Consider the following 12,976-nt stretch of genomic DNA (forward strand, 5'->3'; position numbering starts at 1 on the left):
CCGCACAAGCCCGCTCAATCGAGTTTCGAGACGTGGCGTGGAGCCGCCGTGGCACCGGGCGCGGGAGAGCCCCGCGCCCGGTGCGACTCCTACCGCTGCTGGGTGAAAACCGCGACCGTGCGGGCGGGCACGGTCAGCGTCCCGGTCGCCGGGTCCGCCGCCGCCTGCCGGACCACGGGGTCGTCCGACGCCGCCTGCACGGGGTGCAGCGCGGCCCCGGCGCCCTTCAGCGCGGGCACGGCCGGTGCGGCGGTCCTTCCGGTGGCGTTGAACACCACGTAGATCGCCGTGCTCGCGGGATCGACACCGGCGGCGTCGATCCGCATGACGATGACGCCGGGGGTGCCGGACGGCGGGAAGGAGACCCGCCTGCCGATCTCCGCGGCCGAGCCCAGCGAGAAGGCGGGGGAGGAGTACCTGATCCGCAGGAACTCGCCGAACCGCGCCCGCGCCGCCCCGATCGCCGCGCAGTCCGGCCGCAGGGCCGGGTCGGCCAGCAGGGGCCGCGCGTACGGCCAGCGCGCCTCGTTGTCCTTCGCGGGCGGCAGGCCGCCGCCGAAGCCGTTCCCCTGGCGGCAGTCCCACAACAGGCGGTTGAACCAGTCGCCGGAGTCGTAGGAGTTGCGGTCGAGCGACTTGGACCGCAGCCGCTCGCTGCCGGCGTGGACGAACGCCGTGCCCTGGCCGAGCAGGACCGTCGCCAGCGACAGCGACTGCATCCTGACCCGGTCGGCCATCGGGGTGTCTTCGGGCAGCTTGTAGGCGAGCGCGTCGAACAGCGTCTCGTTGTCGTGCGCGTCCACGTACGTCACCGTGTCTGCGGGGGCGGCGGCGTACCCGGCGGGGCTGCCGTTGTAGTCGACCTCCGACCCCTTGACCGGAGTTCCGGCCGACCCGGTGAACGTGAAGTCGCGCAGGTTGCCCGCGAGCCCGAGCTTGACCAGGTCCTCGTAGTGCGCGAGCCGGTCCCCGGGTGCGTCGGCCAGGCCGGAGCCGAGGCCCCGGACGCCCGGGTCCGCGTCGAACGGCGTGCCGCCGCGGACGGCGTCGCGCAGCCGGTCGCTGAACGTGCCGACCCCGGTGCCCGCCATGTTGGCCTGGGTGGCCTGCTCGAACCTGGCGTCGCCGGCCACCTCGCCGAAGTTCCAGCCCTCGCCGTACAGGATGATCGACTTTCCGTCCACGCCGTCCTTGCCGGGTGTGAGCGCGTCGAGGGCCCTGCGCACGGCGAGGATGTTGGCCTTGGGGTGGTGGCCCATCAGGTCGAACCGGAAGCCGTCGACCTTGTACTGCTTCGCCCAGGTGACGATCGAGTCGACCACGAGCCGGCCCATCATGGCGTGCTCGGGGGCGGTGTTGGCGCAGCAGGTGGAGGTGGCCACCGTGCCGTCGTCCATGAGCCGGTGGTAGTAGCCGGGGACGACGCGGTCGAGCACGCTGCCGGGGTCCTGCCCCGAGGCGTGGGTGTGGTTGTAGACCACGTCCATGACCACCCGCAGGCCCGCGCCGTTGAGCCCCGCGACCATCTCGCGGAACTCCTTGATCCGCCGGTCCGGGTCGGTCGCGTACGACCCCTCGGGCACGGTGTAGTGCAGCGGGTCGTAGCCCCAGTTGAAGGAGTCCTTCGCGGCCGTCTCCGCGACGCACGCCTGCTGCCGGTCGGAGTCCGGCGGCAGCGCGGCCAGGTCGCAGCCGGGCTCGGTGCGGTCCGCCTTCCGGTCGGGCACGGTCGCGAAGTCGAAGGCCGGCAGCAGGTGGACGTGCGTGAGCCCGTCCTTGGCCAGGCTCCGCAGCTCGGTCATCCCGGCGCTGCCGCCCTCGGTGAACGCCTTGTACGTGCCCCGCTCGGCCTCGGGGACCGTGCTGTCGGAGGCGGAGAAGTCGCGGACGTGCAACTCGTAGATCGACGCCCGGTCCTGGCGCACCGCCGGGGGCTTGTTCAGCCCCGTCCACCCCTCGGGCCGCAGCGACCGGTCGTCGAGGTCGACGATCTGGCTGCGCCCCGAGCCCGCCGAGACCGACAGGCTGTAGGGGTCGGTCACCTCGTTGGTGACGATCTTTCCGGCGGCCGGGGCGTAGACGGTGACGAGGTAGGTGTAGTACCTGCCCCGCCACGACGCCGGGCCGTCGATCGACCACACGCCGGTCGCGTCGTCCCTGCGCATCCGGTGGACCGTCCTGCGATCGGTGGCCGGGCCGTCGTAGAGGGCCAGCTCGACCTTCTGCGCGGTGGGCGCCCACACCGCCAGCCGTCCGTTCCCCGTGGGGCCGAGCGGGACCTTCGCCGCCCCGCCGTACAGGTCGTCGAGCACACCGGGGATCTGCACGCCGGTGGCGGTCAGCAGCGCGCCGGAGGGCCCGCGCTCGATCGCGACGACCTGTCCGCGCAGCGCGTCGCGCGTGAGGTCCGCGTCGCGCGGGTCCACCTTCAGTGCGCCGTACGCCGCCCCGGGAGACGCCAGATGGGGCCAGGCGGCCTTCTGCGCGTCGCTGAGCGTGCCCGGCGTCAGGCGGATGAGATGGACGTCCCCGGTCAGGCCGCCCGTGTCGTACGCGATGTCGCCCTTGGGGGAGTAGGCCAGCGCGTAGTGGTTCGCCTCGGCGACCCTGCCCTTCCAGGCGACCGTGTCCCGGTCGATCCACTGGGCCGTGGCCTTGGACAGGTCGGCGTCCGCTCCGGTGGCCGCGGGCTGCGGCAGCAGGTATCCGTCCACACCTGACAGTTTCCACACCTCGTGGCCGGTCACGCCGAGGTCCAGCGACTGGTCGGCCTGCTGGTCCTTCTGGTCGCCCTTGTGGATGATCCATCCGAGCGTCTTCGCGCCCTCCTTGAGCGGCACCTCGAAGTACACGCCGAAGCGGTCGGTCCCGGACGGCCGCAGCGGGTCGCCCCACTCGGCCGATCCGGACGCGTCGCCCCAGAAGTGCAGGCCCCAGCCGTCGTAGTCGCCGTCCTCGCGGTGGTAGTGCAGCACCGCGACGTTCCGGGCCGCCGCCGCGCTGTCGTGGACCGCGTTCTCGCCCGAGGTCACGTACGCCTCCGGTTGCCGGGCCGGGACGAACGACTGGTCGGGCCCGGGGTCCTTCGTGTCGCCCTTGTGGACGATGTAGTTCAGCGGGGCGTCGGCGTTCTTCAGCGGCACCCGCCAGAAGGCGCCGAAGGCGTCGGTCCCGTCCGGCGGGCGCGGCGCGCCCCAGTCGGTGCCCGCGCCGTCGGCGATCGCGTCGCCCCACAGGTGCAGGCCCCAGCCGTCGTACGCGCCGTCGGTGCGGCGGTAGTGGATCGTGGCGTACCCCTCGGCGGCGGCCCGGGAGGCGTACACGCCGGGCTTGCCCTCCACGAGCCACACCTCGCCCGTACGCGTGGGATTCACCATCCGGTCGCCCTGGTCCTTGGTGTCGCCCCTGTGGGTGATCAGGCCGACCTCGGTGGCGCCGGGCTTCAGCTTCAGCCAGGCGAAGCGGCCGAACCCGTCCTCGCCCGCGAAGCCGACGGGTGAGCCCCACTCGACCGTCTGGTCGATGTCGCCCCAGGCGTGCAGGCCCCAGCCGTCGTAGTCGCCGCCGTCGCGCCTGTAGTGGACCACCAGGTGGTCGCGCCTGACCGCGCCCGGCTGCTCCTGCTCGGGCTCCGGCCCGGCGGTCGCGCTCGCCGTGGCGCCCGCGTACCGGCCCGCCGCGTCCTTGACGACCGCCTTGTACGCGAGAGGGGTGCCCGCGGGCACGCCGGTCAGATCATGAAAGACGCGGTAGGTGTGCCCGTTGGGGGCGTCGTCGGTGCCGAGCACCCGCCACGGCGCGTTCCCCGCCTTGACGGCGAACGTGACCTGCGCGAACCCGGCGCCGGGCACCTCGGCGGCGATCGGCACGCGGCCGTCCGCCGCGGTCCCGCGCAGCGTCGTGCCGGGCAGCGTGAGGGAGATCTCCGGCGCCGTGGCCGGGGCGGCCAGGGGCTTGTCCGCGCGGTAGACGACGGCCGACAGCGGCGGCACGGTCACGGACAGCTTCCCGTCGGCCGTGCCGGTGAGCCTGCCCGTCCCGCCGTAGACCTGGGTGAAGGACGCGCCGGGGGAGTACGTCGGGATCTGTACGGTCTGCGCGGCGGCGCCGTTGTTGAGCGCCACCACGAACTCCACCCGCTCCTTCGCGCCGATCCGGGAGAAGGCGTAGACCCCTCCGCTCGCCAGCCGCTCGATCTGCGCGCCGTCCGCCAGCGCCGGGTAGCGGTCGCGCAGCCGGGCCAGTTCGGCGATCGAGGTGTAGAGGGGATGGGTGGTGACGAAGTTGTCGGTCGCGTGGGTGGCGGTGGTGCCGATGAGGTCGTCGTCGAGGTAGTCGGCCGTCCTGGAGGCGAACATCGGCTGCCGCGCGTCCTTGTCGCCGCCCGCGCCGGTGAAGCCCTGCTCGTCGCCGTAGTACACGACCGGCTGGCCGCGCGTCAGGTACATGAGCTGGTGAGCCAGGCGGTCGCGGGCGAGCAGCGTGGCGTCGCCGGCCGACGGGTCGTCCTGCCTGAGGAAGTAGCCGATCCGGCCCATGTCGTGGTTGCCGAGGAACGTCGGCAGCGACGAGGCGCCCGAGTCGGCGTCGGTGAAGTAGTCGTCGCCGGCGTACAGCCTGCTCAGGCTCGCGGCGTCACCGCCGCTCGCGTACGACCGCGCCGCCTCCTGGAAGCCGAAGTCCAGCGTCGCGTCGAGGGCGCCGGTGGTGGTGTAGCGGCTCTCGAACGCCGGGTCGGAGCTGTAGACCTCGCCGAACATGAAGAACCTGTCGTTGCCGAGCTTGGCGGCGTAGCCGTGCAGGGCGGGCGCGAAGCGCTGCCAGAACTCCATGTTGACGTGCTTGGCGGTGTCGATCCGGAAGCCGTCGATGCCGGTCTCCCTGACCCACGTCGTGTAGATGTCGGTCATGCCCCTGACGACCTCGGGCCGCTCGGTCCACAGGTCGTCGAGCCCGTCGAAGTCGCCGTACTCGGAGCTCTCGCCGGAGAAGGTCGAGTTGCCCCGGTTGTGGTACATGGTCGGGTCGTTCAGCCAGGACGGCACCTTCGACTTCGCCGTCACCACCGGCGTGTACGGGAACGACTCGGCGGTGACCTTCGGGAAGTCGTCCCGCAGGGCGTGGTCGCGGTCGTCGAAGGCTCGCCCGGAGGCGTCCACGTAGGGGTAGGCCGCCTTGCCGCGATAGCCGTACGTCTTCTCGGCGTAGTCGATGAGGTCGGCCGTGTGGTTGGTGATGATGTCGAAGAACACCTTCATGCCGCGCTTGTGCGCCTCCTTGACGAGGCTCTTCATCTGCGCGTTGGTGCCGAGGTGGGGGTCGATCCTGGTGAAGTCGGTGATCCAGTAGCCGTGGTAGCCGGCGCTGGCGCCCGCCCCCGTGCCCTGCACGGGCCGGTTCTTGAACGACGGCGTGAGCCAGATGGCCGTGCTGCCCAGGCCCTTGATGTAGTCGAGCCTCCCGATCAGCCCGGCGAGGTCGCCGCCCTGGTAGAAGCCCTTGTCGGCCGGGTCGAAGCCGGTCGTCAGCCGGTCGCCGGACAGCCCGCCCCGGTCGTTGGCGGGGTCGCCGTTGGCGAACCGGTCGGTCATCGCGAAATACAGCCGCTCGCGGGACAGGTCCGTACGGAGGGCGTCACGGGCGAGTTCGGCGTCGGACGGCGCGCCGGCCGGTGCCGACGGGACCGGTGCCACCGGGACCGGTGCGACCAGGGCGGACGCCGCCGGGGGAGACGTCAGACAGGGGGCGATGAGCGCGGCGGCGAGTGCCACGACGGTGGACAGCGCTATGGGCACGCGCGTACGCCGGTGCTGGGGGGTCACCATGGCCCGGAAGCTAGTGTCGCGTCCTGGTTCATGCAAGGCTTTGCTGCAACTTCCAGAAACATTGCAGCCATTCCGTGACCCACCGCCGTAACGGCGGCGAAACGTGTGTCCGACACTGTTGGTGTCGCAAGAGAAGGAGGTGGTGGGGATGTTGCTGCGGCTGCGGGTCTCGCTCCCCGACCGGCCCGGGGTGCTCGGCCAGGTGGCACGCGCTTTCGGGGTGCTGGGAGCCGACATCCTGCAGGTCACCGTGCTGGAGCGGCAGGCGGGCCGCGCGGTGGACGACTTCACCGTCTCCTGGTCGGGCGTCTTCGAGCCCGGAGAGCTGCGCGAGCGGATCGGCGTGGTCCCCGGCACGCGGGTGGAGGCCGTGTGGCCGACCAGGGAGGTGCCCGGGTCGACCCCCGACTACGACCTGCTCGGCCACGTCGCCGCGGAGCCGCACCGGGCGTACGTCACCCTCGTCGACGCGGTGCCCGACCTCGTCAGCGCCGAGTGGGCGGTGGCGGTCGACTCGGCCGACGGCACGATCGTCCACGGAAGCTGGCAGGCGCCGGAGGTCGTGCCCGCGGCCGACCTCACCCCGCTGCGCGCCTCGGCGTTCGAGGAGGGCGGGCTGCACCTGGTGAGCGTGCCGATGGACGGCGTCCACCTGGTGGTGGCGCGCTCCCAGGGCCCGGCGTTCCACCGGGCGGAGCTGGACAAGATCGTCCGTCTGGCGGGGATCGTCTCCGTGCTGGCCGGCGGCGTCAGCCGTCCCGTGTGAGGGGTGGTGCGAGGGGTGTCAGCGGCGGGGCGGGTCGATGCGGGTGCCGTCCATCGTGAACAGCATGAGCCGGGAGACGTCGACGGCGACCCGGCCGTGCTCGCCCGCGCGCCACACGGGGCGGTTGCCGAGCCTGACGATCAGGTCCGCGCGGCGGTGCGTGCCCGACTGCGAGATCGGCGGCGGCGGTTCCTCCTCCGGGGGCGTGGAACCGTTCAGCAGCCGGCGCATCATCGACCGCGCCCTGCCGCCGCTCGCCGCGCCGTTGAGCTGCCGGCGGTCCGGCGGCTCGGGCACCTCGACGCCCGGGATCCCGGCCTCCAGGTAGGCGAGCCACTCGTGACCGTGATACTCCAGCGTCCGCACCCGCCCGAAGAAGGTCGGGCCCTCGGTCTTCTCCGGCACGGGGACCAGCCCGTCGGGGCGGATCCCCACGATGATCTGCATGCCGGTGTGCTGGGACACGGCGTACGCCCGTGGATCGGTCCAGGGCATGGTCAGCTGATGTGGCCCGAAATCGAGCATTATGTACTGATTTTGAGGCGTGCGGACCGTGGCGGCGAGCAGGTTGAGCTGCTGGGAGTTGAGGAACGCGGCGGTGAACGCGGTCGCGGGATCGTTGTAGACCTGCGCCGGGGTTCCGATGTCCTGCAGCACGCCCCGGTTCATGATGGCGATGCGGTCGGCCAGGGTGAGGGCCTCGACCTGGTCGTGCGTCACGTAGATGGTGGTCACCCCGAGGGCGCGCACCAGTGACGAGATCTCCATGCGCAACTCGGTGCGCATGCCGGCGTCCAGGTTGGACAACGGCTCGTCCATCAGGAACAGCGAGGGCTGGCGCACGATCGCGCGGCCCATCGCGACGCGCTGACGCTGGCCGCCGGACAGTGTGCCCGGCCGCCGGTCCAGCGTCTCGTCGATGTGCAGCGCGCGGGAAAGCTCCACCACCCGCTGCTTGACCATCGTGGGGTCCGCCTTGGCGATCTCCAGTGGGAAGGACAGGTTGCCGCGCACCGTCTTGTGGGGATACAGGGCGCCGTTCTGGAAGACCATCGCCACGTCCCGGTCCCGGGGAGCGAGGTGGTTGGCGAGTTGCCCGCCCAGCCACAGGTCGCCGGAGGTGATCTCCTCCAGTCCCGCGATCATGCGCAGCAGCGTGGACTTCCCGCAGCCCGACGGTCCGAGCAGGACGAGGAGTTCACCCTCGCCCGCGCGGAGGCTCATGCGGTCGACCGCGAGGTACCCCCCCGGGTAGATCTTCGACACGTTGTCGAGGACGACGGTGCTCATGCCAGCTCGTTCCTCCCGGGCAGGCAGGCCGGCCCGGATCCCCAGCCTTCGGTGTGAATGATGAGGTAGTACATCGCGTCGCGGGTACCCGTGTCCATACGTGTCGTGAAAGATCCGGCATCTACCTGCAACTTCTCGTTACTCCAGACTTTCCCCACGTTAAAGACGGCTGTCAGGGGGATGTCGTGACCTCCCGCGCCCCCCTGTGGGAGCGTCAAATGTAACGAAATTGCTGAAAGTTTCTGTAAGGCCTTTCATCCCCGTTCGTGCTCCTGTTACGTTCCGCTCAAATCCCCCTGAGCAAGGAGTGCGACGCAGATGAGGCGAGTCCTCACGTCCGCGGCGGTGGCCGCGGCGCTCGCTTTGGCGGTCACCGCCTGTGGCGACGGTTCCGGCGACGCCGGCTCGGCCCCGGCCAAGAGTGCCGCCCCCGCCGAGGTGTCCGGCACGGTCACCTGGTGGGACACCTCGGACGCCACGACCGAGGGACCGGTTTTCCAGGAGATCATCAAGGGCTTCGAGGCCAAGTACCCGAAGATCAAGGTCAACTACGTCAACGTGCCGTTCGCGGACGCGCGGGACAAGTTCAAGACCGCCGCGCAGTCCGGGTCGGGCGCCCCCGACGTGCTGCGCACCGACGTGGGGTGGGTCGCGGAGTTCGCCTCGCTCGGCTACCTCGCGCCGCTGGACGGCACTCCGGCCGTCGACAAGCCCGAGGAGCTCCTGCCGGTCCCGGCGGCCAGCGGCAAGTTCAACGGCAAGACGTACGGCGTGCCGCAGGTGACGGACACCCTCGGCCTGCTGTACAACAAGGAACTACTGAAGAAGGCGGGCTACGACGAGCCTCCGGCCACGATGGCCGACCTCAAGAAGGTGGCGCTCGACGTCAAGTCGAAGACCGGAGCCGGCGGCATCGCCCTGAACGTGGACGCCTACTTCCTGCTTCCGTTCATCTACGGCGAGGGCGGCGACTTCGTCGACGTCCAGAACAAGAAGATCACGATCTCGTCCCCGCAGAGCGTGGCGGGGGTGAAGATCGTCGAGGACCTCATCACGTCCGGCGCCGCAGTCAAGCCCGCGCTGCAGGACAGCTACACGAACGCCGAGACCGCGTTCAAGGACGGCAAGGTCGCGATGATCTTCAACGGGCCGTGGTCGAACGCCGACAACCTCGGTGGCAAGGTGTTCAAGGACAACCCGGACAACTTCGGCGTCGCCCCGGTCCCGGCCGGCTCGGCGAAGGCGGGCTCGCCGCTGGGCGGCCACGACTACAGCGTGTACGCCGGCTCGCAGAACCTCGACGCGTCCTACCTGTTCGTCCAGTACATGGCGAGCGCGGAGAGCCAGGCGAAGATCGCCGGCAAGCTCGGCCTGCTGCCGACCCGCACGCCCGCCTACAGCGCCTCCGAGGCCACCGCGAACCCGAAGATCGCGCAGTGGCAGAAGCCGATGGAGACGGCCGTCGAGCGTCCCTGGATCCCCGAGGCGGCCTCGCTGTTCCAGCCGCTGGTCGAGGGCTACCAGAAGCTCGCCGGCGGGCAGACGACGACCGAGCCCATGCTCAAGGACGTCGCCACCGCCTACCAGGGCATCCTCAAGGGCTGGGGCCTGTAGGCGATGACGGCTGACGTCGTCGTGACGAGAAGGGCCGCGCCCCGCAGTGGGGCGCGGCGCCTCCTGTCGCGTCACTGGTACGCCTGGGCGATGACCGCGCCGGTCGTCGTCGTGACGCTGGTGCTGGTCGGCTACCCGCTCGTCCGGGGGATCTACCTGTCGCTCACCGACGCGACCGAGGGCAACATGGGCCGCACGATCGGGATGAACGTCATCCCGTCCACCTACGAGTTCGTGGGCCTGAAGAACTACATCGACATCCTCACCTCGTCGGAGTTCCTCGGCCGGCTGACCTGGACCGTCGTGTGGACCGTCGTGTGCGTCGCCCTGCACGTGGGCATCGGCCTCGGCCTCGCGCTGCTGCTCAACCGGCCCATGCGGCTGCGGTCGCTCTACCGGATCCTGCTCGTGCTGCCCTGGGCCGTGCCGGCCTTCGTGTCCGCCTTCATCTGGCGCTACCTGCTGAACGGCGAGTTCGGCGTGGTCAACGCCATGCTGCGGGCCGCCGGGTTCGCCGGGGTCAGCTGGCTGGACGACCCGTTCTGGGCCAAGGTCTCGGTGATCGCCTGCAACGTGTGGCTGGGCGTGCCGTTCATGATGCTCGCGCTGCTCGGCGGCCTGCAGGCGATCCCACGCGAGCTGTACGAGGCCGCCGAGGTCGACGGCGCCACGCCGTGGCAGCGCTTCCGCCACATCACGCTTCCGAGCCTGCGCCCGGTGTCCAGCACGGTCGTCCTGCTCGGCACGATCTGGACGTTCAACCAGTTCCCGGTCATCTTCCTGCTCACCAAGGGAGGACCGGGCGGCTCCACGGAGATTCTCGTGACATACGCCTACCGCCAGGCGTTCGAGGGCATCAGGAACTACTCGGGCTCCGCCGCCTGGGGCATGGTGATCCTCGCCCTGCTCGTCGTGATGGCCACGGTCTACCGGCGCGCGCTCAGGCAGCAGGGGGAGGCATGGTGAGCCACGCCGCCCCCGCCCGCGCCGGCACGTGGAGCCGCGACAGGCGCAGCCCCGGCAGGTCGGTCGCCCTGCATCTCACGCTGATCGCCGCGAGCATCGTGTCGGTGTTCCCGGTCGCGTGGCTGGTGCTGACCTCCCTCAAGCCGCGCACGGTCATCGAGACCGCGTCGGTCGCGCCGATCGACCACCCCACGCTCGCCAACTACACGCAGGTCCTCGGGGAGACCCGCTTCCTCACCTGGGCCGCCAACGCCGTGATCGTCTCGCTGATCACGGCCGTGCTCGGCGTGCTGCTGTCGGCCACGACCGGCTACGCGGTCAGCCGCTTCCGCTTCCCCGGATTCCGCTCCGTGATGTGGATGCTGCTGATCACGCAGATGTTCCCCGTGGCGATCCTGATCGTGCCGATCTACAACCTGATGGCCGGGCTCGGGCTGATCAACCAGTTCCCGTCCCTGGTCATCGCGTACCTCACCTCCACCGTGCCGTTCTGCGCGTGGATGATGAAGGGCTACTTCGACACCGTCCCGGTGACGATCGACGAGGCGGGCCGGGTGGACGGCCTGACGCCGTTCGGCACGTTCTGGCGGCTCATCCTGCCGCTGGCCAAGCCCGGCCTGGCCGTGGCCGCGTTCTACTCGTTCATCACCGCCTGGGCGGAGGTGGCGTACGCGACCGCGTTCATGACGGGCGACGACAAGTACACGCTCGCGGTCGGCCTGAGCCAGTTCGTCGGCCAGCACAAGGCGGAGTGGGGCCTGCTCACGGCATCGTCGGTGCTGATCGCCATCCCGGCGGCCGCCGTCTTCCTGCTCGTCCAGCGCCACCTCGTCACCGGCCTGACGGCCGGCGCGACGAAGGCGTGACCCTATATGAGAATCGGGGGATCCCAATGACCGAACTCGCCGTCCAGCCGTCCGCGGTCACGACCAGGTGGTGGCGCGACGCGGTGATCTACCAGGTGTACGTCCGCAGCTTCGCGGACGGCAACGGCGACGGGATCGGCGACCTGCTCGGCGTGCGCAGCCGCCTGCGGTACCTGGCCGACCTCGGCGTGGACGCGATCTGGCTGACGCCGTTCTACCCCTCGCCGATGGCCGACTTCGGGTACGACGTGGCCGACTACCGGAACGTCGATCCGATCTTCGGGTCGCTGGCCGACGCCCAGGCGTTGATCACGGACGCCCACAAGCTGGGCATCCGGATCATCGTGGACGTGGTGCCCAACCACACCTCCGACCGGCACCCCTGGTTCGAGGCGGCGCTGGAGGCCGGACCCGGCAGCCAGGAGCGGGAGCGCTACATCTTCCGCGAGGGCAAGGGCGTGGCGGGCGAGCTGCCGCCCAACGACTGGGAGTCGATCTTCGGTGGTTCCGCCTGGACCCGGGTCGAGGACGGGCAGTGGTACCTCCACCTGTTCGCGCCCGAGCAGCCGGACCTCAACTGGGACCACCCGGAGGTGCACGAGGAGTTCGCCGACGTGCTGCGGTTCTGGCTGGACCTCGGCGTGGACGGCTTCCGCATCGACGTGGCGCACGGCATGGTCAAGGCGCCCGGCCTGCCCGACGTGGGCGCCTCGGGCCAGGCCGAGATGATCGGCGAGCAGGTCGTGCCGTTCTTCGACCAGGACGGCGTGCACGAGATCCACCGGACGTGGCGCCGCATCCTCGACTCCTACGACGGCGAGCGCATCGGGGTGGCCGAGGCGTGGGCGCCCTCGCCCGAGCGGCTGGCCAACTACGTCCGCCCGGACGAGCTGCACCAGGCGTTCAACTTCCACTTCCTGAAGACGCCCTGGGAGGCCGTTCGCTTCCGCGAGGTCATCGATGAGTCGGTGCGCACGTCGGCCCTGGTGGGCGCGCCCTCGACCTGGGTGCTGTCCAACCACGACGTCAAGCGGCACGTCACGCGGTACGGCGGCGGCGAGCGCGGCCTGCGCAGGGCGCGGGCGGCGGCGCTGCTCATGCTGGCGCTGCCCGGCTCGGCCTACATCTACCAGGGCGAGGAGCTCGGGCTGCCCGAGGTGCTCGACCTGCCCGAGCAGTACCTGCAGGACCCCCAGCGGCTGCGCGACCCCGACAGCGGCCGGGACGGCTGCCGGGTGCCGCTGCCGTGGACCGCCGCGGGCGAGCCGCCGTACGGCTTCACCCCGCCGGGCATCTACGAGAGCTGGCTGCCGATGCCGGCCGGCTGGCGCGACCTGTCGGTGGAGGCGCAGCTGCGCGACGGCGCCTCGACGCTCAGCCTCTACCGGACCGCGCTCGCCCTCAGGCGGGAGCACCCGGAGCTGGGCGACGGCACGCTGACCTGGCTCGACAGCCCGGCCGGCACGCTCGCGTTCCGCCGCGGCGACTCGTTCGTCTGCGTGCTCAACATGACCCACGACTGGGTGGAGATCGGGGCGCCGGGCGACCTGCTGCTGGCCAGCGGAGGGCCGGAGACGTCCGGTGGGGTCGTGCGGCTCGCGCCCGACTCCGCCACCTGGTGGACCGGGAAAAATGTCTAAAGTAATGCT

Annotated in this window: 7 protein-coding genes; 5 read left to right on the forward strand and 2 right to left on the reverse strand. The window is 70.8% G+C overall.

The window, feature by feature from the left end; translation table 11 throughout:
- Positions 1-89: 89 nt before the first annotated feature.
- A complete protein-coding gene (pulA, locus tag HHX30_RS14305; protein WP_169982404.1) occupies positions 90-5,825 on the reverse strand; it encodes a pullulanase-type alpha-1,6-glucosidase in 5,736 nt (1,911 codons plus the stop codon).
- A 148-nt stretch (positions 5,826-5,973) separates the two neighbouring features.
- On the opposite strand from pulA, the gene HHX30_RS14310 reads away from it, so the two are divergent.
- Complete coding sequence (locus tag HHX30_RS14310) at positions 5,974-6,591, forward strand: amino acid-binding protein (protein ID WP_169982493.1); 618 nt, start codon at positions 5,974-5,976, stop codon at positions 6,589-6,591.
- Positions 6,592-6,609: 18 nt separating this feature from the next.
- Here HHX30_RS14310 and HHX30_RS14315 read toward each other — a convergent pair whose 3' ends face one another.
- A complete protein-coding gene (locus HHX30_RS14315) occupies positions 6,610-7,881 on the reverse strand; it encodes an ABC transporter ATP-binding protein (RefSeq protein ID WP_169982405.1) in 1,272 nt (423 codons plus the stop codon).
- Positions 7,882-8,199: 318 nt separating this feature from the next.
- On the opposite strand from HHX30_RS14315, the gene HHX30_RS14320 reads away from it, so the two are divergent.
- The 4 genes from HHX30_RS14320 to HHX30_RS14335 are packed head-to-tail and all read left to right on the forward strand — an operon-like array spanning position 8,200 to position 12,967.
- Positions 8,200-9,495: an extracellular solute-binding protein gene (locus HHX30_RS14320; RefSeq protein ID WP_169982406.1), complete on the forward strand. Its 1,296-nt coding sequence runs from the start codon at positions 8,200-8,202 to the stop codon at positions 9,493-9,495.
- A 3-nt stretch (positions 9,496-9,498) separates the two neighbouring features.
- Positions 9,499-10,461, forward strand: coding sequence for a carbohydrate ABC transporter permease (locus HHX30_RS14325; protein ID WP_169982407.1), 963 nt, complete (start codon positions 9,499-9,501; stop codon positions 10,459-10,461).
- On the forward strand, positions 10,455-11,327 hold the full coding sequence (locus tag HHX30_RS14330) for a sugar ABC transporter permease (RefSeq protein ID WP_169982408.1): 873 nt from the start codon (positions 10,455-10,457) through the stop codon (positions 11,325-11,327). Before HHX30_RS14325 ends, HHX30_RS14330 begins: the two co-directional genes overlap by 7 nt.
- A 26-nt stretch (positions 11,328-11,353) precedes the next feature.
- Positions 11,354-12,967 (forward strand): glycoside hydrolase family 13 protein, encoded by a 1,614-nt coding sequence (locus tag HHX30_RS14335; RefSeq protein ID WP_169982409.1) that lies wholly within the window; start codon positions 11,354-11,356, stop codon positions 12,965-12,967.
- Positions 12,968-12,976: the final 9 nt, after the last annotated feature.

Source organism: Microbispora sp. H10836 (assembly GCF_012999525.1).
Lineage (GTDB): Bacteria > Actinomycetota > Actinomycetes > Streptosporangiales > Streptosporangiaceae > Microbispora.

What these genes read in the sequence shown, in the direction of transcription:
- pulA (WP_169982404.1), bottom strand. Translation starts at nt 5,825, where the DNA reads ATGGTGACCCCCCAGCACCGGCGTACGCGCGTGCCCATAGCGCTGTCC.
- HHX30_RS14310 (WP_169982493.1), top strand. Translation starts at nt 5,974, where the DNA reads ATGTTGCTGCGGCTGCGGGTCTCGCTCCCCGACCGGCCCGGGGTGCTC.
- HHX30_RS14315 (WP_169982405.1), bottom strand. Translation starts at nt 7,881, where the DNA reads ATGAGCACCGTCGTCCTCGACAACGTGTCGAAGATCTACCCGGGGGGG.
- HHX30_RS14320 (WP_169982406.1), top strand. Translation starts at nt 8,200, where the DNA reads ATGAGGCGAGTCCTCACGTCCGCGGCGGTGGCCGCGGCGCTCGCTTTG.
- HHX30_RS14325 (WP_169982407.1), top strand. Translation starts at nt 9,499, where the DNA reads ATGACGGCTGACGTCGTCGTGACGAGAAGGGCCGCGCCCCGCAGTGGG.
- HHX30_RS14330 (WP_169982408.1), top strand. Translation starts at nt 10,455, where the DNA reads ATGGTGAGCCACGCCGCCCCCGCCCGCGCCGGCACGTGGAGCCGCGAC.
- HHX30_RS14335 (WP_169982409.1), top strand. Translation starts at nt 11,354, where the DNA reads ATGACCGAACTCGCCGTCCAGCCGTCCGCGGTCACGACCAGGTGGTGG.